Source organism: Escherichia sp. SCLE84 (assembly GCF_012584495.1).
Taxonomy (GTDB): Bacteria; Pseudomonadota; Gammaproteobacteria; order Enterobacterales; family Enterobacteriaceae; genus ECMA0423.
On sequence record NZ_CP051430.1, the window covers coordinates 457,513 to 480,816 of the forward strand.

The 23,304-nt window shown below is 49.1% G+C and carries 21 protein-coding genes, 1 pseudogene and 1 other annotated feature; of the genes and pseudogenes, 16 read left to right on the plus strand and 6 right to left on the minus strand.

Annotated elements, in window-relative coordinates; translation table 11 throughout:
- Positions 1–235 precede the first annotated feature (235 nt).
- Positions 236–994, plus strand: coding sequence for a YdiY family protein (locus tag HGD79_RS02455; protein ID WP_000771396.1), 759 nt, complete (start codon positions 236–238; stop codon positions 992–994).
- Positions 995–1,046: 52 nt separating this feature from the next.
- Here the strand turns inward: HGD79_RS02455 and yniD are convergent, their stop codons facing one another.
- Positions 1,047–1,154, minus strand: a complete 108-nt coding sequence (gene yniD, locus HGD79_RS02460) for a small membrane protein YniD (RefSeq protein ID WP_001142445.1) — start codon at positions 1,152–1,154, stop codon at positions 1,047–1,049.
- Between the two features lie 171 nt (positions 1,155–1,325).
- Positions 1,326–3,223: pseudogene (gene espL1 / locus HGD79_RS02465) on the minus strand (type III secretion system effector EspL1).
- Between the two features lie 523 nt (positions 3,224–3,746).
- Between espL1 and thrS the strand changes: the two are divergent.
- The 14 genes from thrS (at position 3,747) to selO (ending at position 16,509) form a co-directional block, all read left to right on the plus strand.
- A complete protein-coding gene (thrS, locus tag HGD79_RS02470) occupies positions 3,747–5,675 on the plus strand; it encodes a threonine--tRNA ligase (protein WP_001144202.1) in 1,929 nt (642 codons plus the stop codon).
- A 3-nt stretch (positions 5,676–5,678) separates the two neighbouring features.
- Positions 5,679–6,221 (plus strand): translation initiation factor IF-3, encoded by a 543-nt coding sequence (gene infC, locus HGD79_RS02475; protein WP_001700733.1) that lies wholly within the window; start codon positions 5,679–5,681, stop codon positions 6,219–6,221.
- 96 nt (positions 6,222–6,317) lie between these two features.
- Positions 6,318–6,515 carry a 50S ribosomal protein L35 gene (gene rpmI / locus HGD79_RS02480; protein WP_001124225.1) on the plus strand — a complete coding sequence of 66 codons (198 nt, stop codon included), beginning with the start codon at positions 6,318–6,320 and terminating at the stop codon, positions 6,513–6,515.
- Between the two features lie 52 nt (positions 6,516–6,567).
- Positions 6,568–6,924: a 50S ribosomal protein L20 gene (gene rplT, locus HGD79_RS02485; RefSeq protein WP_000124850.1), complete on the plus strand. Its 357-nt coding sequence runs from the start codon at positions 6,568–6,570 to the stop codon at positions 6,922–6,924.
- Between the two features lie 116 nt (positions 6,925–7,040).
- Positions 7,041–7,165 (plus strand) — a sequence feature (Phe leader region).
- Positions 7,047–7,091, plus strand: a complete 45-nt coding sequence (gene pheM, locus HGD79_RS02490; RefSeq protein WP_001386830.1) for a pheST operon leader peptide PheM — start codon at positions 7,047–7,049, stop codon at positions 7,089–7,091. (Overlaps the previous feature by 45 nt.)
- A 209-nt stretch (positions 7,166–7,374) precedes the next feature.
- Positions 7,375–8,358, plus strand: a complete 984-nt coding sequence (gene pheS, locus HGD79_RS02495) for a phenylalanine--tRNA ligase subunit alpha (RefSeq protein WP_000018596.1) — start codon at positions 7,375–7,377, stop codon at positions 8,356–8,358.
- 14 nt (positions 8,359–8,372) lie between these two features.
- Positions 8,373–10,760, plus strand: coding sequence for a phenylalanine--tRNA ligase subunit beta (pheT, locus tag HGD79_RS02500; RefSeq protein ID WP_024230122.1), 2,388 nt, complete (start codon positions 8,373–8,375; stop codon positions 10,758–10,760).
- 4 nt (positions 10,761–10,764) lie between these two features.
- Positions 10,765–11,064 (plus strand): integration host factor subunit alpha, encoded by a 300-nt coding sequence (gene ihfA, locus HGD79_RS02505; RefSeq protein ID WP_001229265.1) that lies wholly within the window; start codon positions 10,765–10,767, stop codon positions 11,062–11,064.
- Between the two features lie 100 nt (positions 11,065–11,164).
- Positions 11,165–12,145: a vitamin B12 ABC transporter permease BtuC gene (btuC, locus tag HGD79_RS02510; protein ID WP_000956529.1), complete on the plus strand. Its 981-nt coding sequence runs from the start codon at positions 11,165–11,167 to the stop codon at positions 12,143–12,145.
- A gap of 62 nt (positions 12,146–12,207) precedes the next feature.
- Entirely contained in the window at positions 12,208–12,759 is a 552-nt protein-coding gene (btuE, locus tag HGD79_RS02515) for a bifunctional thioredoxin/glutathione peroxidase (RefSeq protein ID WP_001154187.1), read from the plus strand.
- Positions 12,759–13,508: a vitamin B12 ABC transporter ATP-binding protein BtuD gene (gene btuD, locus HGD79_RS02520; RefSeq protein ID WP_000029479.1), complete on the plus strand. Its 750-nt coding sequence runs from the start codon at positions 12,759–12,761 to the stop codon at positions 13,506–13,508. Before btuE ends, btuD begins: the two co-directional genes overlap by 1 nt.
- Before the next feature lie 77 nt (positions 13,509–13,585).
- Positions 13,586–14,050, plus strand: coding sequence for an NlpC/P60 family protein (locus HGD79_RS02525; protein ID WP_001209780.1), 465 nt, complete (start codon positions 13,586–13,588; stop codon positions 14,048–14,050).
- Between the two features lie 246 nt (positions 14,051–14,296).
- A complete protein-coding gene (gene ydiV, locus HGD79_RS02530; RefSeq protein ID WP_063113660.1) occupies positions 14,297–15,010 on the plus strand; it encodes an anti-FlhDC factor in 714 nt (237 codons plus the stop codon).
- A 62-nt stretch (positions 15,011–15,072) separates the two neighbouring features.
- Positions 15,073–16,509, plus strand: a complete 1,437-nt coding sequence (selO, locus tag HGD79_RS02535; RefSeq protein WP_063113659.1) for a protein adenylyltransferase SelO — start codon at positions 15,073–15,075, stop codon at positions 16,507–16,509.
- A gap of 3 nt (positions 16,510–16,512) precedes the next feature.
- On the opposite strand, the gene hemP is transcribed toward selO, so the two are convergent.
- The 3 genes from hemP to ppsR all read right to left on the minus strand — a co-directional run bounded on the left by hemP (position 16,513) and on the right by ppsR (position 18,872).
- The gene (gene hemP, locus HGD79_RS02540; protein ID WP_001270809.1) at positions 16,513–16,704 is read right to left on the minus strand and encodes a hemin uptake protein HemP; all 192 of its coding nucleotides are present in this window, start codon (positions 16,702–16,704) and stop codon (positions 16,513–16,515) included.
- A 131-nt stretch (positions 16,705–16,835) separates the two neighbouring features.
- Positions 16,836–17,882, minus strand: coding sequence for a 3-deoxy-7-phosphoheptulonate synthase AroH (gene aroH, locus HGD79_RS02545; RefSeq protein WP_001082226.1), 1,047 nt, complete (start codon positions 17,880–17,882; stop codon positions 16,836–16,838).
- Positions 17,883–18,038: 156 nt separating this feature from the next.
- Entirely contained in the window at positions 18,039–18,872 is an 834-nt protein-coding gene (gene ppsR / locus HGD79_RS02550; RefSeq protein ID WP_000368046.1) for a posphoenolpyruvate synthetase regulatory kinase/phosphorylase PpsR, read from the minus strand.
- A gap of 332 nt (positions 18,873–19,204) precedes the next feature.
- On the opposite strand from ppsR, the gene ppsA reads away from it, so the two are divergent.
- Positions 19,205–21,583: a phosphoenolpyruvate synthase gene (gene ppsA, locus HGD79_RS02555; protein ID WP_000069375.1), complete on the plus strand. Its 2,379-nt coding sequence runs from the start codon at positions 19,205–19,207 to the stop codon at positions 21,581–21,583.
- A 56-nt stretch (positions 21,584–21,639) separates the two neighbouring features.
- On the opposite strand, the gene fadK is transcribed toward ppsA, so the two are convergent.
- Positions 21,640–23,286: a medium-chain fatty-acid--CoA ligase gene (gene fadK / locus HGD79_RS02560; RefSeq protein WP_168848277.1), complete on the minus strand. Its 1,647-nt coding sequence runs from the start codon at positions 23,284–23,286 to the stop codon at positions 21,640–21,642.
- Positions 23,287–23,304 lie beyond the last annotated feature (18 nt).

Genomic DNA, 23,304 nt, shown 5'->3' on the forward strand with positions numbered 1-23,304 from the left:
AAGAAATTAACAATATGATTTATTAGAGCTTTATTTAAAATTTTGCAGATAAATATATATAAATAAAAATCTGTTTTCGCTACATGCTTATTCAAAAAATGAAATAAGAATACATTGCTAAGTTATTCGCGCCTTTTTATAATTCGTTACCTTTCCAGGGACGCTAATCTTTGATCCTTAAGAAAGTTTCCGGGACCGCGATGGTCTCTTTTTTTGTTGTACGGACTCTTGATAAATGAAGCTTTTGAAGACAGTTCCTGCCATCGTTATGTTGGCGGGGGGCATGTTTGCGTCACTGAATGCAGCTGCCGATGATTCCGTTTTTACTGTCATGGACGATCCTGCCAGCGCTAAAAAACCTTTCGAAGGTAATCTGAACGCAGGATATCTTGCACAATCAGGCAATACGAAAAGCTCCTCACTTACGGCTGACACCACCATGACCTGGTATGGACAAACCACTGCCTGGTCGCTGTGGGGGAACGCCAGTAATACTTCTTCTAATGATGAGCGTTCTTCAGAAAAATATGCGGCGGGCGGGCGTAGCCGTTTTAATTTAACTGATTATGACTATTTATTTGGTCAGGCAAGCTGGCTGACAGACCGTTATAACGGCTATCGAGAGCGCGATGTGTTGACCGCGGGTTATGGTCGTCAGTTTTTGAATGGCCCGGTACACAGTTTCCGCTTTGAATTCGGTCCAGGTGTGCGTTACGACAAATATACCGACAATGCCAGTGAAACTCAGCCGCTGGGCTATGCCTCCGGTGCTTATGCATGGCAGTTGACTGACAACGCTAAATTTACGCAGGGTGTTTCCGTCTTTGGCGCGGAAGACACAACGCTGAACTCCGAAAGCGCATTAAATGTTGCTATTAATGAACATTTTGGACTGAAAGTGGCTTACAACGTCACATGGAACTCTGAACCTCCAGAGTCTGCACCGGAACATACCGATCGTCGGACAACCTTATCGCTGGGCTACAGCATGTAAAATTATCTGCCGGACCGTGTTATGCGGTCTGGCTGTCTTCGTTTGTCACTGCTCAGCCCCAAATCATTGCTGCCCAACGTAGCAACAACATAGCGCCACAGATTGCCAGTAGCACCACCACCATCTTCCAGTGTTTTTTATCAAAGCGTTTAGTCGGCATACCAGTGTCCTGCATATCTCTTGTGCGTGATAACGGAGTGTAACAAAAGGGACAGGCATCAAGGGATTTTTTGTTATTACAGCCGTCGGGTGGCGTTGTGCACATGGTCACTGTTTCTGCGTTTTATGAAAAAAATAAAATTATGTATCGATATATATCGTAAATAGCTGGTTATAAATACGTCTTTATTTCATCAGCACTAAAACTCAGGCTTTGGCTGATGACATTTATAGCAGCATAATATGTTTCTACAGTTTTATAATGCTTATGATGAATGGCTATATGAACAGCTGACATGTTGTCATGATTTTTAGCGGCCAATAGTGTAAATAACTGATGTTGACTAAAAGAATGTTTTTTGCAAAAGCACCCAGCGTCGATATATAAGATAACACGACGTCTTCATTACCCTTGCTCATGGCGATGTATAATGCAGGGGTTCCCTGTGCTGTAGCTCCTTTTAATAAATCCATGATGTTAGCTTTGCTCAACTTGTATTTAAAGGCGATGCCATTAATTTTAGAGAGGAACCGTGTGACACACAAAGGGTGATTATTTTCCATTGCGGCGTATAATCCTGGCTCACCATCATGTATTTTCATGGCTAAAATACTCATCACCAGTTTTTTGTTTAAAAGCTCTTGTGCTATTGGAGTGGTTAATGCATTCAGAAAGATATCGATTATTTCATCGAATCCATACAACATGGAGATATAAAGTCCAGGTGTTTCGTTAGCACTTTTAGTTTGCAGTAATTTAACCAGATTATCTTCATGAATGATGTGATTATCTACCAGTGACTGAATTTCTTGCATAAATATTTTCACGTTGTCAGTATGTCCGTTCATCATAGCCAAAAATAAAGCAGGTGTACCAACGCTATTCTGCGCAGTTATTATTTCAATGATTTCTTTTTCAGGGAGTATGGGCAACTGTTTGAATAATGTAATAAGCTGTTGAGTCTGGCCTGTAGCCATTATTAACAACATTGCCGATGGATGTATAGGGGCAAATGGCATTCGTGATGCAATACCCGCGAAAATAGCCCCTGGAACTCCCACAGGTAATAGGGGCAGAATAGCAATTGCACAGTTGCGAACATATCTATCAGCCCAGGTCTGAGCATCGGGACCTGAACTGATGAACTTATCAAGCGAAAGAAAGCCCCGTGCTGTCCTGTGGGTGTCTCTGACGGCAACGTTGGTATCGTTCGGGTCGTAAACGGACACAACATAGTTTAATTGTCCATACACTGACTGCTTTATTCGTAGCCTTACTGACAAAGTATGATTGTCTATATATAAAATCGCGGACATATGACTGACATTGTTTGCCATCATTCGACAAAAGAAAATATCTAAAGCGAAGCCAAAATCCTTACTCGCGATAACGCGACTCCCTGCAGGAGGATGGCGAAGTAATGCTCTGAACTCCGCGTCCCGGACTAAGGGGACATGCTGCTGTATGGATTCAACGGAGGAGTAATGTTTAATCAGGTTGACTTTGCCTTTTCCATTTCTCAATGAATCAAGGGCGTATTGCAATGACAGATGGCGACAAAAAATAGCGTCAGAAGGAGATTGCAAAAAACATGCACTACCATTGAGATTTACTGTTGGGTGTATAGTTTTTTCTCTATGGATTTTTTTAGACAGTTTCATACAATGGTTACGATCTTCAGCAGTTAACTGTTCCTGTTCAATATAATCCAGTATGCTTCGCAAATGGTTAGCTTTAATAGGCGTGGTTTCCAGTAATAAGGAAATGAAATCTTTTTTATAGTGTAATGTAATGAGTATATTTTCTGCATGGATGGGTGAAGTGGCAAAGTTAATGGTAAAAAGGGCAGTGGAATAACAATTTTGTGATATTTTTCGACAGTTTGCGGTAAATTCCTGAATAACACAGTATGACAGCATCGAACTTAAGTCAGAGGTATCAAGTAGGGTGATGAACTGGCGCGCAAATTTATTAATAGGCTCTGATGAAGGTGTTGGTATGTCGCTATCGATGTGCAATCTATGAGGAGACTTATAATGAGTTCTGATAATGATATCGTTTTGACTCATAATCTATTCGCCTTATATATATCTGGGGGTTTTGAGGATGATGATTAATTATTATCGCCAGAACGAAATGTGCACGAAAAATTGTTATAAGAATTGTGTCACTTTTATCATTGTGATATGACCACTTCGTCATTAATCTCATGAGCGTTTAAAATACTACCGCCAAATCACGCAACGAACTTTGCTGGATTCAGTTTATGCTGCTGTAAATCCGCTCGCAGTAAACCTTTCAGACGCACCGTGATGTTATCAGTGGTTCTTTAAGCGTTTTGCTGGTGTACTCACTACAAACGAATTGCGAATCGAATCAATGTGAAACGGAAAGGTACAATCTCCCTTTTTTTAGTGTTAACATCGCTCAACCGGGTGGAAGGTGAGAGGTTAATGTCTTTCATTTGTGTACCTGATTGCGAACCAATTTAGCATTTGTTGGCTAGATGGTTTCGCAATGAACTGTTAATAAACAAATTTTTCTTTGTATGTGATCTTTCGTGTGGGTCACCACTGCAAATAAGGATATAAAATGCCTGTTATAACTCTTCCTGATGGCAGCCAACGCCATTACGACCACGCTGTAAGCCCCATGGATGTTGCGCTGGACATTGGTCCAGGTCTGGCGAAAGCCTGTATCGCAGGGCGCGTTAATGGCGAACTGGTTGATGCTTGCGATCTGATTGAAAACGACGCACAACTGTCGATCATTACCGCCAAAGACGAAGAAGGTCTGGAGATCATTCGTCACTCCTGTGCGCACCTGTTAGGGCACGCGATTAAACAACTTTGGCCGCATACCAAAATGGCAATCGGCCCGGTTATTGACAACGGTTTTTATTACGACGTTGATCTTGACCGCACGTTAACCCAGGAAGATGTCGAAGCACTCGAGAAGCGGATGCATGAGCTTGCTGAGAAAAACTACGACGTCATTAAGAAGAAAGTCAGCTGGCACGAAGCGCGTGAAACTTTCGCCAACCGTGGGGAGAGCTACAAAGTCTCCATTCTTGACGAAAACATCGCCCATGATGACAAGCCAGGTCTGTACTTCCATGAAGAATATGTCGATATGTGCCGCGGTCCGCACGTACCGAACATGCGTTTCTGCCATCATTTCAAACTAATGAAAACGGCAGGGGCTTACTGGCGTGGCGACAGCAACAACAAAATGTTGCAACGTATTTACGGTACGGCGTGGGCAGACAAAAAAGCGCTTAACGCTTACCTGCAGCGCCTGGAAGAAGCCGCGAAACGCGACCACCGTAAAATCGGTAAACAGCTCGACCTGTACCATATGCAGGAAGAAGCGCCGGGTATGGTATTCTGGCACAACGACGGCTGGACCATCTTCCGTGAACTAGAAGTGTTTGTTCGTTCTAAACTGAAAGAGTACCAGTATCAGGAAGTTAAAGGTCCGTTCATGATGGACCGTGTCCTGTGGGAAAAAACCGGTCACTGGGACAACTACAAAGATGCAATGTTCACCACGTCTTCTGAGAACCGTGAATACTGCATTAAGCCGATGAACTGCCCGGGTCACGTACAAATTTTCAACCAGGGGCTGAAGTCTTATCGCGATCTGCCGCTGCGTATGGCCGAGTTTGGTAGCTGCCACCGTAATGAGCCGTCAGGTTCGCTGCATGGCCTGATGCGCGTGCGTGGATTTACCCAGGATGACGCGCATATCTTCTGTACTGAAGAACAAATTCGCGATGAAGTTAACGGATGTATCCGTTTAGTCTATGATATGTACAGCACTTTTGGCTTCGAGAAGATCGTCGTCAAACTCTCCACTCGTCCTGAAAAACGTATTGGCAGTGATGAAATGTGGGATCGTGCTGAGGCGGACCTGGCGGTTGCGCTGGAAGAAAACAACATCCCGTTTGAATATCAACTGGGTGAAGGCGCTTTCTACGGTCCGAAAATTGAATTTACCCTGTATGACTGCCTCGATCGTGCATGGCAGTGCGGTACAGTACAGCTGGACTTCTCTTTGCCTTCTCGTCTGAGCGCTTCTTATGTAGGCGAAGACAATGAACGTAAAGTACCGGTAATGATTCACCGCGCAATTCTGGGATCGATGGAACGTTTCATCGGTATCCTGACCGAAGAATTCGCTGGTTTCTTCCCGACCTGGCTTGCGCCAGTTCAGGTTGTTATCATGAATATTACCGATTCACAGTCTGAATACGTTAACGAATTGACGCAAAAACTATCAAATGCGGGCATTCGTGTTAAAGCAGACTTGAGAAATGAGAAGATTGGCTTTAAAATCCGCGAGCACACTTTGCGTCGCGTCCCATATATGCTGGTCTGTGGTGATAAAGAGGTGGAATCAGGCAAAGTTGCCGTTCGCACCCGCCGTGGTAAAGACCTGGGAAGCATGGACGTAAATGAAGTGATCGAGAAGCTGCAACAAGAGATTCGCAGCCGCAGTCTTAAACAATTGGAGGAATAAGGTATTAAAGGCGGAAAACGAGTTCAAACGGCGCGCCCTAACCGTATCAATGGCGAAATTCGCGCCCAGGAAGTTCGCTTAACAGGTCTGGAAGGCGAGCAGCTTGGTATTGTGAGTCTGAGAGAAGCTCTGGAGAAAGCAGAAGAAGCCGGAGTAGACTTAGTCGAGATCAGCCCTAACGCCGAGCCGCCGGTTTGTCGTATAATGGATTACGGCAAATTCCTCTATGAAAAGAGCAAGTCTTCTAAGGAACAGAAGAAAAAGCAAAAAGTTATCCAGGTTAAGGAAATTAAATTCCGTCCTGGTACAGATGAAGGCGACTATCAGGTAAAACTCCGCAGCCTGATTCGCTTTCTCGAAGAGGGTGATAAAGCCAAAATCACGCTGCGTTTCCGCGGTCGTGAGATGGCGCACCAGCAAATCGGTATGGAAGTGCTTAATCGCGTGAAAGACGATTTGCAAGAACTGGCAGTGGTCGAATCCTTCCCAACGAAGATCGAAGGCCGCCAGATGATCATGGTGCTCGCTCCTAAGAAGAAACAGTAAGGCCTTCAAGTAGCACTGTCTGTGGAGCCTTCGGGCTTCACAGGCTTTGTTCGCCTTTGTTTCGTTTATTAACAATGCGAAGTGGAAGTTATTAAAATGCCAAAAATTAAGACCGTACGCGGTGCTGCTAAGCGCTTCAAAAAAACCGGTAAAGGTGGTTTTAAGCACAAGCACGCTAACCTGCGTCACATTCTGACCAAAAAAGCGACCAAACGTAAACGTCACCTGCGTCCGAAAGCCATGGTTTCCAAAGGCGATCTGGGCCTGGTAATCGCGTGCCTGCCGTACGCATAAGCCGTTAACGTTTTTAACTTTTTAATTAGAATATAGATACAGGAGAGCACATATGGCTCGCGTAAAACGTGGTGTTATTGCACGCGCACGTCACAAGAAAATTTTGAAACAAGCTAAAGGCTACTACGGTGCGCGTTCTCGCGTATACCGCGTTGCCTTCCAGGCTGTTATCAAAGCTGGTCAGTATGCTTACCGTGACCGTCGTCAACGTAAGCGTCAGTTCCGTCAACTGTGGATTGCGCGTATCAACGCAGCAGCACGTCAGAACGGTATTTCTTACAGCAAATTCATCAATGGCCTGAAAAAAGCCTCTGTTGAAATCGACCGTAAGATCCTGGCTGATATCGCAGTATTCGACAAAGTAGCGTTCACCGCTCTGGTTGAAAAAGCGAAAGCAGCTCTGGCATAAGCCAGTTGAAAGAGGGAGCTAGTCTCCCTCTTTTCGTTTCAACGCCATCAAAACATTGACTTTTATCGCCGTAGCCTTTTCAATAAAGGTCTTTTGAAGAGTACCAAAAGGTAACGCAAGCAATGAATGCTGCTATTTTCCGCTTCTTTTTTTACTTTAGCACCTGAATCCAGGAGGCTAGCGCGTGAGAAGAGAAACGGAAAACAGCGCCTGAAAGCCTCCCAGTGGAGGCTTTTTTTGTATGCGCGTTTTGAAAAATAAAAAGCCTGTCTCATCAGGTGTAATTGTCGCAGCCAGTCTGGACACGGCCAGCGCGGAGAAACCGGAGCGTATTTAAGTACGTGAGAATTTCGAGCACTGCCCGGGACCAAAATGGCAAGTAAAATAGCCTGATGGGATAGGCTCTAAGTCCAACGAACCAGTGTCACCACTGACACAATGAGGAAAACCATGTCACATCTCGCAGAACTGGTTGCCAGTGCGAAGGCGGCCATTAGCCAGGCGTCAGATGTTGCCGCGTTAGATAATGTGCGCGTCGAATATTTGGGTAAAAAAGGGCACTTAACCCTTCAGATGACGACCCTGCGTGAGCTGCCGCCAGAAGAGCGTCCGGCAGCTGGTGCGGTTATCAACGAAGCGAAAGAGCAGGTTCAGCAGGCGCTGAATGCGCGTAAAGCGGAACTGGAAAGCGCTGCACTGAATGCGCGTCTGGCGGCGGAAACGATTGATGTCTCCCTGCCAGGTCGTCGCATTGAAAACGGCGGTCTGCATCCGGTTACCCGTACCATCGACCGTATCGAAAGTTTCTTCGGTGAGCTTGGCTTTACCGTGGCAACCGGGCCGGAAATCGAAGACGATTATCATAACTTCGATGCTCTGAACATTCCTGGTCACCACCCGGCGCGCGCTGACCACGACACTTTCTGGTTTGACACTACCCGCCTGCTGCGTACCCAGACCTCTGGCGTACAGATCCGCACCATGAAAGCCCAGCAGCCACCGATTCGTATCATCGCGCCTGGCCGCGTTTATCGTAACGACTACGACCAGACTCACACGCCGATGTTCCATCAGATGGAAGGTCTGATTGTTGATACCAACATCAGCTTTACCAACCTGAAAGGCACTCTGCACGATTTCCTGCGTAACTTCTTTGAGGAAGATTTGCAGATTCGCTTCCGTCCTTCCTACTTCCCGTTCACCGAGCCTTCTGCAGAAGTTGACGTCATGGGTAAAAACGGTAAATGGCTGGAAGTGCTGGGTTGCGGGATGGTGCATCCGAACGTGCTGCGTAACGTTGGCATCGACCCGGAAGTTTACTCTGGTTTCGCCTTCGGGATGGGGATGGAGCGTCTGACTATGTTGCGTTACGGCGTCACCGACCTGCGTTCATTCTTCGAAAACGATCTGCGTTTCCTCAAACAGTTTAAATAAGGCAGGAATAGATTATGAAATTCAGTGAACTGTGGTTACGCGAATGGGTGAACCCGGCGATTGATAGCGATGCGCTGGCGAATCAAATCACTATGGCGGGCCTGGAAGTTGACGGTGTAGAACCGGTTGCCGGTAGCTTCCACGGCGTGGTCGTTGGTGAAGTGGTTGAGTGTGCGCAGCATCCGAACGCTGACAAACTGCGTGTGACAAAAGTGAATGTTGGCGGCGATCGCCTGCTGGACATCGTCTGCGGTGCGCCAAACTGCCGTCAGGGCCTGCGTGTGGCGGTAGCTACCATTGGTGCTGTTCTGCCGGGTGATTTCAAAATTAAAGCGGCGAAACTGCGTGGTGAACCGTCTGAAGGGATGCTGTGCTCCTTTTCTGAGCTGGGAATTTCTGACGATCATAGCGGCATTATCGAGCTGCCTGCGGATGCGCCGATTGGCACCGACATCCGTGAATACCTGAAACTTGATGACAACACCATCGAAATCAGCGTGACGCCAAACCGTGCCGACTGTTTAGGTATCATTGGTGTTGCGCGTGACGTTGCCGTGCTGAATCAGCTGCCGCTGGTTGAACCGGAAATCGTTCCGGTTGGTGCGACCATCGACGACACGCTGCCGATTACAGTCGAAGCGCCGGAAGCCTGCCCGCGTTATCTTGGCCGTGTGGTAAAAGGCATTAACGTTAAAGCGCCAACTCCGCTGTGGATGAAAGAAAAACTGCGTCGTTGCGGGATCCGTTCTATCGATGCAGTTGTTGACGTCACCAACTATGTACTGCTCGAACTGGGCCAGCCGATGCACGCTTTCGATAAAGATCGCATTGAAGGCGGCATTGTGGTGCGGATGGCGAAAGAGGGCGAAACGTTGGTACTGCTTGATGGCACTGAAGCGAAGCTGAATGCTGACACTCTGGTCATCGCCGACCACAACAAGGCGCTGGCGATGGGCGGCATCTTTGGTGGCGAACACTCTGGCGTGAATGACGAAACGCAAAACGTCTTGCTGGAATGCGCTTTCTTCAGCCCGCTGTCTATCACCGGTCGTGCTCGTCGTCATGGCCTGCATACTGATGCGTCTCACCGTTATGAGCGTGGCGTTGATCCGGCACTGCAGCACAAAGCGATGGAACGTGCGACCCGTCTGCTGATCGACATCTGCGGTGGTGAGGCTGGTCCGGTAATTGATATCACCAACGAAGCAACGCTGCCGAAGCGTGCAACCATCACTTTACGTCGTAGCAAACTGGATCGCCTGATCGGCCATCATATTGCGGATGAGCAGGTAACTGACATTCTGCGTCGTCTCGGCTGCGAAGTGACCGAAGGCAAAGACGAGTGGCAGGCAGTTGCGCCGAGCTGGCGTTTCGATATGGAGATTGAAGAAGATCTGGTCGAAGAAGTCGCGCGTGTTTACGGCTACAACAACATCCCGGATGAGCCGGTACAGGCAAGCCTGATTATGGGTACTCACCGTGAAGCTGGCCTGTCGCTCAAGCGCGTGAAAACGCTGCTCAACGACAAAGGCTATCAGGAAGTGATCACCTACAGCTTCGTTGATCCGAAAGTGCAGCAGATGATCCATCCAGGCGTTGAAGCCTTACTGCTGCCAAGCCCGATCTCTGTTGAAATGTCAGCAATGCGTCTTTCTCTGTGGACCGGCCTGCTGGCAACCGTGGTGTACAACCAGAACCGTCAGCAGAACCGTGTGCGCATTTTCGAAAGCGGTCTGCGTTTCGTACCAGATACTCAGGCACCGTTGGGCATTCGTCAGGATCTGATGTTAGCCGGTGTGATTTGCGGTAACCGTTACGAAGAGCACTGGAACCTGGCAAAAGAGACCGTTGATTTCTATGATTTGAAAGGCGATCTTGAATCCGTTCTCGACCTGACCGGTAAACTGAATGAGGTTGAGTTCCGTGCAGAAGCGAATCCGGCACTGCATCCGGGGCAATCCGCAGCGATTTATCTGAAAGGTGAACGTATTGGTTTTGTTGGGGTTGTTCATCCTGAACTGGAACGTAAACTGGATCTTAACGGTCGCACTCTGGTGTTCGAACTGGAGTGGAACAAGCTCGCAGACCGCGTGGTGCCTCAGGCGCGCGAGATTTCTCGCTTCCCGGCGAACCGTCGTGACATCGCGGTGGTGGTCGCAGAAAACGTTCCCGCAGCGGATATTTTATCCGAATGTAAGAAAGTTGGCGTAAATCAGGTAGTTGGCGTAAACTTATTTGACGTGTACCGCGGTAAGGGTGTTGCGGAGGGGTATAAGAGCCTCGCCATAAGCCTGATCCTGCAAGATACCAGCCGTACACTCGAAGAAGAGGAGATTGCCGCTACCGTCGCCAAATGTGTAGAGGCATTAAAAGAGCGATTCCAGGCATCATTGAGGGATTGAACCTATGGCGCTTACAAAAGCTGAAATGTCAGAATATCTGTTTGATAAGCTTGGGCTTAGCAAGCGGGATGCCAAAGAACTGGTTGAACTGTTTTTCGAAGAGATCCGTCGCGCTCTGGAAAACGGCGAACAGGTGAAACTCTCTGGTTTTGGTAACTTCGATCTGCGTGATAAGAATCAACGCCCGGGACGTAACCCGAAAACGGGCGAGGATATTCCCATTACAGCACGGCGCGTGGTGACCTTCAGACCCGGGCAGAAGTTAAAAAGCCGGGTCGAAAACGCTTCGCCCAAAGACGAGTAATCTGATCTAACTAAAAAGGCCGCTCTGCGGCCTTTTTTCTTTTCACTGTCGAAGAGTCACCGTAAAATCAACGCCATGACACTTCAGCAGAACGGATACCATGCTGACACTTGCCCGCCAACAACAGCGACAAAATATTCGCTGGTTATTATGCCTGTCAGTTTTGATGCTGCTGGCGCTTCTCTTAAGCCTTTGCGCCGGTGAACAATGGATCTCGCCAGGTGACTGGTTTACTCCTCGTGGCGAACTGTTCGTCTGGCAAATTCGCCTGCCACGTACGCTGGCTGTATTGCTGGTTGGTGCGGCGCTGGCTATATCCGGCGCTGTAATGCAGGCGTTGTTTGAAAATCCACTGGCAGAACCTGGACTACTTGGCGTCTCTAACGGCGCAGGCGTGGGGCTTATCGCCGCGGTATTGCTTGGGCAAGGGCAACTCCCCAACTGGGCGCTAGGGCTGTGTGCGATTGCTGGCGCGCTTATCATCACTTTAATACTCTTACGTTTCGCCCGTCGTCATCTTTCGACCAGTCGGTTATTGCTGGCTGGCGTTGCATTAGGGATTATCTGTAGCGCACTAATGACGTGGGCTATCTACTTTTCCACCTCTGTTGATTTACGTCAGCTGATGTACTGGATGATGGGCGGTTTTGGCGGCGTAGACTGGCGGCAAAGCTGGCTGATGCTGGCATTGATCCCCGTGTTGTTGTGGATCTGTTGTCAGTCCAGGCCGATGAATATGTTAGCACTTGGCGAGATCTCGGCGCGGCAACTGGGTTTACCCCTGTGGTTCTGGCGCAATGTGCTGGTGGCCGCGACCGGCTGGATGGTTGGCGTCAGTGTGGCGCTGGCGGGTGCTATCGGCTTTATTGGTCTGGTGATCCCACATATTCTTCGGTTGTGTGGTTTAACCGATCATCGCGTATTACTTCCCGGCTGCGCGCTGGCAGGGGCGAGCGCATTGCTGCTGGCCGATATTGTAGCGCGCCTGGCATTAGCTGCCGCAGAGCTGCCTATTGGCGTGGTCACCGCAACGTTGGGTGCGCCGGTGTTTATCTGGTTATTGTTAAAAGCAAGACGTTAGCCGCAAAAAGACGGTCTATGATTAAAAGCTAAGATTTTTACTGACCACACCCAGGAGAAACGATGCAAGATTCCATTCTGACGACCGTAGTGAAAGATATCGACGGTGAAGTGACCACGCTGGAGAAGTACGCTGGTAATGTGCTGTTGATTGTCAATGTCGCCTCAAAGTGTGGCTTAACGCCGCAATATGAGCAGTTGGAGAATATTCAGAAAGCCTGGGCCGATCGAGGTTTTGTGGTGCTGGGATTCCCGTGCAACCAGTTTCTGGAACAAGAACCGGGCAGCGATGAAGAGATTAAAACTTACTGTACCACCACATGGGGGGTGACGTTCCCGATGTTCAGTAAGATTGAAGTTAATGGCGAAGGACGCCATCCGCTGTATCAAAAATTGATTGCCGCAGCGCCGACCGCAGTCGCGCCGGAAGAGAGCGGATTCTATGCCCGTATGGTCAGCAAAGGTCGTGCACCGCTGTACCCTGATGATATTTTATGGAATTTTGAGAAATTTTTAGTTGGCAGGGACGGGTTGGTCATCCAGCGTTTTTCCCCGGATATGACGCCTGAAGATCCCATTGTGATGGAAAGCATTAAACTGGCGTTGGCAAAATAATGTCTATTGTGATGCAGTTACAGGATGTTGCGGAAACTACCCGCCTGGGGCCGCTTTCTGGCGAGGTTCGGGCTGGGGAGATCCTGCACCTGGTGGGGCCGAATGGCGCGGGTAAGAGTACCTTGCTTGCACGAATGGCCGGAATGACCAGCGGTAAGGGAAGCATTCAGTTCGCGGGGCAACCACTGGAAGCATGGTCCGCAACAAAACTCGCGCTGCATCGCGCCTACCTTTCACAACAGCAGACGCCGCCGTTTGCAATGCCGGTCTGGCACTACCTGACACTGCATCAGCACGATAAAACGCGTACCGAACTACTGAATGATGTCGCAGGGGCGCTGGCTCTTGATGACAAACTCGGACGTAGCACCAATCAACTTTCCGGCGGTGAATGGCAACGCGTACGTCTTGCTGCGGTGGTGCTGCAAATCACACCACAAGCCAATCCCGCAGGTCAATTGCTGCTTCTTGATGAGCCGATGAACAGTCTTGATGTTGCGCAACAAAGTGCGTTAGACAAAATTCTGAGCGCTCTGTGTCAGCAAGGACTGGCGATTGTGATGAGCAGTCACGATCTCAACCACACATTGCGTCATGCGCATCGGGCGTGGTTGCTAAAAGGTGGAAAAATGCTGGCCAGTGGACGCAGAGAAGAGGTGCTCACGCCGCCAAATCTGGCGCAGGCCTATGGGATGAATTTTCGCCGTCTGGATATCGAAGGTCACAGAATGCTGATTTCGACCATCTGATTTCATTAGTATCTTGAAAATCGGGTAATTACGACGCTAAATTAATGCAAGAATAAAAAACAGAGGAACCGTACGGAATGCGTTTCTGCCTTATTTTGATCACAGCACTGTTTCTGGCCGGGTGTAGCCACCATAAAGCACCGCCGCCAAATGCCAGACTTTCTGATTCGATTACCGTTATTGCCGGTTTGAACGACCAGCTACAAAGCTGGCATGGCACGCCGTATCGTTATGGTGGCATGACGCGGCGCGGTGTGGACTGTTCGGGATTTGTGGTTGTAACGATGCGCGATCGTTTCGATTTGCAGCTGCCCCGAGAAACCAAAGAACAAGCCTCTATCGGCACGCAAATTGATAAAGACGAGTTGCTGCCTGGTGACCTGGTCTTTTTCAAAACGGGTTCCGGACAAAATGGTTTGCATGTAGGTATTTACGATACCAACAACCAATTTATCCACGCCTCTACCAGCAAGGGAGTGATGCGTTCCTCACTTGATAATGTCTATTGGCAGAAAAATTTCTGGCAGGCGAGACGAATTTAGTATGTCGAAAAATGGACGGCGATGATACATCGCCGTCCATTTACTCCTGAATACAGTAGTATTTTGCAGACAAAAATTCCGTAAATGGATTATTCGTTTATAATCAGGATAATCTAAAAAAAGGACCCCTGAAAAAGTGGTTAACATGGAACAAATGAAAGTTACTCCTTATGTAATTGTTATGTCTTATGGCCTCATCCCTTTTAGCCGGATACTGAAAAACATCCTTCGAGAGGGACGGTTACCATGAAGATTTTTTTGGAGAATCTTTATCATTCTGATTGCTATTTCCTGCCGATAAGAGATAACCAGCAAGACCTTGTCGGCGTTGAGTTAATTACCCATTTCTCCAGTGAAGATGGTACGGTTCGTATCCCGACGAGTCGGGTTATAGCGCAACTTACCGAGGAGCAACATTGGCAATTATTTTCAGAGCAGTTGGAATTACTAAAATCATGCCAACATTTTTTTATTCAACATAAACTCTTTGCCTGGCTTAATTTAACGCCACAAGTGGCTACATTATTATTAGAGAGGGATAATTACGCAGGCGAACTATTAAAATATCCGTTTATTGAACTGTTGATTAATGAGAATTACCCGCATCTCAATGAAGGAAAAGATAATCGCGGTCTTTTATCCTTATCGCAAGTGTATCCCCTTGTGTTAGGTAATTTGGGAGCAGGCAATAGCACAATGAAAGCGGTTTTTGATGGTCTTTTCACCCGCGTCATGCTGGATAAAAGTTTTATTCAGCAACAAATCACGCACCGCTCCTTCGAACCGTTTATTCGTGCGATCCAGTCGCAAATTTCCCCTTGTTGCAATTGCATCATTGCGGGAGGCATTGATACGGCAGAAATATTGGCACAGATTACCCCCTTCGATTTCCATGCTCTCCAGGGATGCCTGTGGCCTGCCGTTCCCATAAATCAGATAACGACGTTGGTTCAGCGATAACCCTTCTGTTTGCTGGTGTTTAAGACGAGAGTAACCGTCTACACTATCAAACAGGAGGATCTATGACCCTGTCTTTTATTACCCGCTGGCGCGATGAATTGCCAGAAACCTATACAGCACTTTCTCCTACGCCTTTAAATAATGCCCGGCTGATTTGGCATAATACCGAACTGGCTAACACGCTGAGTATTCCATCGTCGCTGTTTAAAAATGGCGCAGGTGTCTGGGGCGGCGAAGCCCTACTGCCTGGTATGTCACCACTGGCGCAGGTTTACAGTGGTCATCAGTTCGGCGTCTGGGCGGGCCAACTGGGTGATGGGCGCGGCATTTTACTCGGCGAACAACTGCTTGCTGATGGCACTACAATGGACTGGCATCTGAAAGGTGCTGGCCTGACGCCTTATTCGCGAATGGGTGATGGACGGGCGGTTTTACGTTCGACGATACGAGAAAGTCTCGCCAGTGAGGCGATGCATTATCTGGGCATTCCGACGACCCGCGCGTTAAGTATCGTCACCAGCGATTCGCCAGTGTATCGGGAAACGGTGGAGCCAGGCGCGATGCTGATACGTGTGGCACCAAGTCATCTGCGCTTTGGTCATTTCGAACATTTTTACTATCGCCGCGAGCCGGAAAAGGTTCGTCAGTTAGCTGACTTTGCCATTCGTCATTACTGGTCACATCTTGCAGATGATGAGGACAAATACCGTCTCTGGTTTACCGATGTTGTCGCACGTACCGCATCGTTAATTGCCCAATGGCAGACGGTCGGCTTTGCTCATGGGGTGATGAATACCGACAACATGTCGCTGCTGGGGCTGACGCTTGATTACGGGCCGTTTGGTTTTCTTGATGATTACGAACCCGGTTTTATTTGTAATCACTCGGATCATCAAGGGCGTTATAGCTTTGATAATCAACCTGCTGTCGCGTTGTGGAATTTACAGCGTCTGGCGCAGACATTGTCACCATTTGTTGCCGTAGATGCCCTGAATGAGGCCCTGGACAGCTATCAGCAGGTTTTGTTGACGCATTATGGACAACGGATGCGGCAGAAACTGGGCTTCATGACGGAGCAAAAAGAGGATAACGCGCTACTGAATGAATTATTCAGTCTGATGGCGCGAGAGCGCAGCGATTATACCCGCACATTCCGCATGCTGAGTCTGACCGAGCAGCACAGCGCGGCGTCACCGCTACGTGATGAGTTTATTGATCGTGCGGCATTTGATGACTGGTTTGCCCGTTATCGGAGGCGTTTGCAACAAGACGAGGTTAGCGATATTGAGCGTCAGCAACTGATGCAAAGCGTTAACCCAGCTCTGGTGTTGCGCAACTGGTTGGCGCAACGGGCGATTGAAGCGGCAGAAAAGGGTGATATGACGGAATTGCACCGCCTGCATGAGGCGTTGCGAAATCCTTTCAGCGACAGAGCTGATGACTATGTCAGTCGTCCACCTGACTGGGGTAAACGGCTGGAAGTCAGCTGCTCGAGTTAAAGGCTACTTAGTTAACAGCAGCTTGCCAGCCTGAGTTTTACGGAGCAGATATTCTTGCCCGTCATGATCGATAATCAGTTTGCCATCCGGACCTAACAGTGTCTGGCTGGAAATTCGCCGAATAGGCTGCGGGGAAGCGGTTTTGTGATTGGCATCCGTTTCAGGCGTGAGTTTTCTGCTATCCGTATAACGCATAAAAATTAATAATAATTGATATAACAATGATTCTTATTATCAATATTATGGCTGACCAGAGCAAGCAGTAATGTGCTGAGAAGACAACAAGTTGCGCAGAAATGCCCATCCCATCAGGAATGGGCACGCATTCAGAAGCGGGTATCTACCGCAGAGGCAAGTTTTTCGACCAGGCGTTCGGTATCTTCCCAGCCCAGACACGGGTCGGTAATGGATTGACCGTAAGTGAGCGGCTGACCGCCGACGATTTTTTGCGTTCCTTCGCGCAGGAAACTTTCCGCCATAATTCCAGCAATCGCCGTAGAGCCATTGCGGATTTGCTGACAAATATCCTCACAAACTTCTAACTGGCGACGGTGCTGCTTCTGGCAGTTACCGTGGCTGAAATCCACCACCAGATGTTCAGGTAAATCAAACTCGTGCAGCGTATCGCAGGCTGCGGCGATATCATCGGCATGATAATTCGGTTTTTTGCCGCCACGCATAATAATGTGGCCATACGGGTTGCCGCTGGTCTGATAGATGGTCATCTGACCATTTTTGTCTGGCGAGAGAAACATATGGCTGGCGCGGGCTGCGCGGATAGCATCCACGGCAATCCGCGTGTTGCCATCGGTACCATTTTTAAAACCTACCGGACAGGAGAGTGCCGAAGCCATTTCACGGTGGATCTGACTTTCGGTAGTACGTGCGCCAATCGCGCCCCAACTGATTAAATCAGCAATAAACTGACCGGTCACCATATCGAGGAACTCAGTCGCGGTAGGGACACCCAGCTCATTTACCTGTAAAAGTAATTTGCGCGCCAGCTCCAGACCGTGATTTACCCGATAGCTGCCGTTTAAATCCGGATCGGAGATTAGCCCTTTCCAGCCGACAACAGTTCGTGGTTTTTCAAAATAGGTGCGCATTACGATTTCCAGCCGTGACTGGTACTGGTTGCGCAGCGACTGCAGACGGGTGGCGTACTCCATTGCAGCGGTGAGATCGTGGATCGAGCAGGGGCCAATAATAACCAACAGTCGCTTATCTTCACCATTCAGTATTTTTTCAATTCTGCGGCGGGAGTCGGTGACATGGGTGGCGACGCCAGGCGTTACGGGATACCGTAGCGCGAGTTCGGCGGGCGTTACCAGGCTCTCAATACGCGCAGTACGGAGTTCGTCAGTTCTGTTCATTACAAGTCTCAGAAATTTGTTGCTTCTACGGCAGGACTACCGGGAAGTGATGCGCATCACGATAAACCAATCGCAGCTGATTTCAAGTGCGAGGTGTGTCACACCTCGCCGGGTGGTTAGCATGATAACAAAAAAATAAGCTAATGCACTAGTTCTCTAGTACATTCGGCGGCTAAGCCCCATGATATCGAGGATCTTGGTGGCAATCTCTTCAACCGAATAATTGGTACTGTTAATCCACGGGATCTGATTTTTACGGTACAACGCTTCTACTTCCGCGACTTCCATCCTGCACTGACGAAGCGAGGCATAGCGGCTGTTCTCCCGACGTTCCTCGCGAATCGCCGCCAGACGTTCCGGGTCGATAGTCAGGCCGAACAATTTATGCTGAAGCGGTTTGAGCGACGCGGGTAGCACCAGATTATCCATATCGTCGGCAATAAAGGGGTAGTTTGCCGCGCGGATACCAAATTGCATTGCCAGATACAGACTGGTGGGGGTTTTACCACAGCGAGAAACGCCGAGCAGGATCACCTGAGCCTGGTCCAGATTGCGCAACGAAATACCGTCATCGTGGGCAAGGGTGTAATCAATCGCCGCAATGCGCGCATCATATTTATTGAGATTATTAGGGTTAAGGCCATGGGTACGATGAGCAATCGGCGTTGGATCCAGTTTCATCTCTTGTTGTAGCGGGGCAACCAGCGCCTGAACGATATCCTGGCAAAAGCCTTCACTTTGCAAGATGATGGCGCGAATCTCCGGCAACACGATGGAGTAGAAGACCAGCGGGCGCACACCTGTCTGGTGATAAATTGCGTCAATCTGATCCTTCACTGCCCGTGCACGGCTCTCATTTTCGACAAACGGCAGCGTAATGCTGCTGATAGTGACGGGAAATTGTGACATTACTGCGTGTCCTAATACCTCCGCAGTTATTGCCGTACCATCAGAAATATAAAAAACGTGGCGATCAACAGCATTATCCATTTTGTTCTTCCCGTGATGCAGACATAATTCTATGAAAGCATAAATTAAAAACGCACAGAAGCGTAGAACGTTATGTCTGGTTTATAAAATGAACCTTCAATTTTATTTTTTATGAAAACAGCATTTCATTTTTATGGTTTCGTTTATACCGATGGTTTATGTGGAAATTGTCGAAGAGAGCAGATTTGCGCAACGCTGGGATCAGTCTTAAAAAGTAAAAAAATATATTTGCTTGAACGATTCACCGTTTTTTTCATCCGGTTAAATATGCAAAGATAAATGCGCAGAAATGTGTTTCTCAAACCGTTCATTTATCACAAAAGGATTGTTCGATGTCCAACAATGGCTCGTCACCGCTGGTGCTTTGGTATAACCAACTCGGCATGAATGATGTAGACAGGGTTGGGGGCAAAAATGCCTCCCTGGGTGAAATGATTACTAACCTTTCCGGAATGGGTGTTTCCGTTCCGAATGGTTTCGCCACAACCGCCGACGCGTTTAACCAGTTTCTGGACCAAAGCGGCGTAAACCAGCGCATTTATGAACTGCTGGATAAAACGGATATTGACGATGTTACCCAGCTTGCGAAAGCGGGCGCGCAAATCCGCCAGTGGATTATCGACACTCCCTTCCAGCCTGAGCTGGAAAATGCCATCCGCGAAGCTTATGCACAGCTTTCCGCCGATGACGAAAACGCCTCTTTTGCGGTGCGCTCCTCCGCTACTGCAGAAGATATGCCGGACGCTTCCTTTGCCGGTCAGCAGGAAACCTTCCTCAACGTTCAGGGTTTTGACGCCGTTCTCGTGGCAGTGAAACATGTATTTGCTTCTCTGTTTAACGATCGCGCCATCTCTTATCGTGTGCACCAGGGTTACGATCACCGTGGTGTGGCGCTCTCCGCCGGTGTTCAACGGATGGTGCGCTCTGACCTCGCATCTTCTGGCGTGATGTTCTCCATTGATACCGAATCCGGCTTTGACCAGGTGGTGTTTATCACTTCCGCATGGGGCCTTGGTGAAATGGTCGTGCAGGGCGCGGTTAACCCGGATGAGTTTTACGTCCATAAACCGACACTTGCAGCGAATCGCCCGGCTATCGTGCGTCGCACCATGGGGTCGAAAAAAATCCGCATGGTTTACGCGCCGACCCAGGAGCACGGCAAGCAGGTTAAAATCGAAGACGTACCGCAGGAACAGCGTGACATCTTCTCGCTGACCAACGAAGAAGTGCAGGAACTGGCAAAACAGGCCGTACAAATTGAGAAACACTACGGTCGCCCGATGGATATTGAGTGGGCGAAAGATGGCCACACCGGCAAACTGTTCATTGTGCAGGCGCGTCCGGAAACCGTGCGCTCACGCGGTCAGGTCATGGAGCGTTATACGCTGCATTCACAGGGTAAGATTATCGCCGAAGGCCGTGCTATCGGTCATCGCATCGGCGCGGGTCCGGTGAAAGTCATCCATGACATCAGCGAAATGAACCGCATCGAACCTGGCGACGTGCTGGTCACTGACATGACCGACCCGGACTGGGAACCGATCATGAAGAAAGCATCTGCCATCGTCACCAACCGTGGCGGTCGTACCTGTCACGCGGCGATCATCGCTCGTGAACTGGGCATTCCGGCGGTAGTGGGCTGTGGTGATGCAACAGAACGGATGAAAGACGGTGAGAACGTCACTGTTTCTTGTGCCGAAGGTGATACCGGTTACGTCTATGCGGAGTTGCTGGAATTTAGCGTGAAAAGCTCCAGCGTAGAAACGATGCCGGATCTGCCGTTGAAAGTGATGATGAACGTCGGTAACCCGGACCGTGCTTTCGACTTCGCCTGCCTGCCGAACGAAGGCGTGGGCCTTGCGCGTCTGGAATTTATCATCAACCGTATGATTGGCGTCCACCCACGCGCACTGCTTGAGTTTGACGATCAGGAACCGCAGTTGCAAAACGAAATCCGCGAGATGATGAAAGGTTTTGATTCTCCGCGTGAATTTTACGTTGGTCGTCTGACTGAAGGGATCGCGACGCTGGGTGCCGCGTTTTATCCGAAGCGCGTCATTGTCCGTCTCTCTGATTTTAAATCGAACGAATATGCCAACCTGGTCGGTGGTGAGCGTTACGAGCCAGATGAAGAGAACCCGATGCTCGGCTTCCGTGGCGCGGGCCGCTATGTTTCCGACAGCTTCCGCGACTGTTTCGCGCTGGAGTGTGAAGCAGTGAAACGTGTGCGCAACGACATGGGGCTGACCAACGTTGAGATCATGATCCCGTTCGTGCGTACCGTAGATCAGGCGAAAGCGGTGGTTGAAGAACTGGCGCGTCAGGGGCTGAAACGTGGCGAGAACGGGCTGAAAATCATCATGATGTGTGAAATCCCGTCCAACGCCTTGCTGGCAGAGCAGTTCCTCGAATATTTCGACGGCTTCTCAATTGGCTCAAACGATATGACGCAGCTGGCGCTCGGTCTGGACCGCGACTCCGGCGTGGTGTCTGAACTGTTCGATGAGCGCAACGATGCGGTGAAAGCACTGCTGTCGATGGCGATTCGTGCCGCGAAGAAACAGGGCAAATATGTCGGGATTTGCGGTCAGGGTCCGTCCGACCACGAAGATTTTGCCGCATGGTTGATGGAAGAGGGGATCGATAGCCTGTCTCTGAATCCGGACACCGTGGTGCAAACCTGGTTAAGCCTGGCTGAACTGAAGAAATAAAATAAATACCCGGCGGCGTTTTGTCGCCGGGTTTATGTGATCCCCGAAGATGAAACTTATTCAATCTCTTCACAGACATCCTGCGTTAATCGCCGCATAATATCTTTTCTTAACAAAAACTTTTGTATTTTACCTGAGGCAGTGCGCGGTAGTTTTTCGATTACCACGATATGTTCAGGATATTTATATTTTGCGACCCGTTTACGGCTAAAAAAAGCCACCACCTCTTCCAGCGATAATGAATGATGCGGCGCTTTCAGCACGACATAAGCGCATGATCGTTCACCTAAACGTTCATCGGGCATTGCAACCACACAGGCATCGTGAATTTTAGGATGCTGCAATAAAATATCTTCCACTTCACGGCTGCTAATATTTTCGCCGCCGCGGACAATAATATCTTTTTTGCGTCCGGTAATTTTTATATAGCCAGCCTCATCCATACGGCAGAGATCGCCGCTGTAATACCAGCCTTCTTCATCCAGCGCACGGGCGGTTAATTCAGGTTCATCAAAATACCCCATAAACACATTGGGGCCACGCGAGGCTTCTTCACCTTCGCAACCTGGCGGTAAGGTCTTGCGTGCATCATCGACCACTTTCATCTCTACACCTGCGGCAGCGTAACCATCGGTGTGCATAAAGCGCGACAAAGGATCATCGAGATTCACCACCGCATGCGGCGAACTTTCTGTGGAACCATAAACACTTAATAATTTAATGCCGCGCTGCTGGCATTCGCGCGCCACTTTTTTGGGGATTGTGGTACCGCCGCAAAGAAAGAAGCGCAGCGCTGAAAGGTCTGCGGGTTGTTTCTCTAGTAAATTCAAAAGATCATAGACAAACGGCGTTGCGCCGAGCATACAGGTGCAACGCTGCTGCTCAAGCAGCGCGAGACATGCATCAGGAGTGAAAATATCTAACAACACGCTGCGAGCACCAATTAAAAATGGTGCTGTTACGCCATGCAGAAATCCCGTTGCGTGACCAAGTGGCGCAGGCATCATAAAGACATCCTGCCAGGTCAGATTCAGCCGCACGCAATAAGCCCGCTCACTGGCGAGAATATTGTTATGCGTTAGCATTACGCCCTTTGGCAGACCCTCGGTTCCGGAGGTAAACAGCACCGCAGCTAATTCATCGCCGTGGGTCGTTATCGCCGTGGTCAGTGAGGTATTGTCGGCGATAATCTGACTTAATGAGAGGGAAGAGGTGGCGGGAGCCAGTTTGTCCACGCCGACAATTTGTTGTAGTTGTGGAAGCTGATTTTGCAGCGGCAGGATTAAATCTACCGGGCGCGTTTGTTTAAACAACGTCGGTGCAAAGAACATTTTTGCCTGACACTTATTGAGCACCCACACCAGTTCTGCTTCCCGCCAGGAAGGCAACAGCGGCACGGAAACCGCACCGATTTTCAGGCAGGCAAGATAGATAACGGTAAATTCACACCAGCCAGGCAGTTGAAATGCGATGCGATCGCCTGATTCAATACCCTTCGCTAACATCCAGTTTGCCAGACAGCTCGCGGCGTGATCGAGCGCGCTATAGGTGTACGATGCACCATGATTATCGACCACGGCAATTTTGTCTGGCATCGCACGAGCGGTCTGCTGCCAGTAATCGGCCAGCGAAGCATCGCCCCATAGCCCTTGCTGACGATACGCCGCACGACGTTGTTCGTTGAACGTTAATGTCACTTTCATGTTGGACTCTCGAAACAG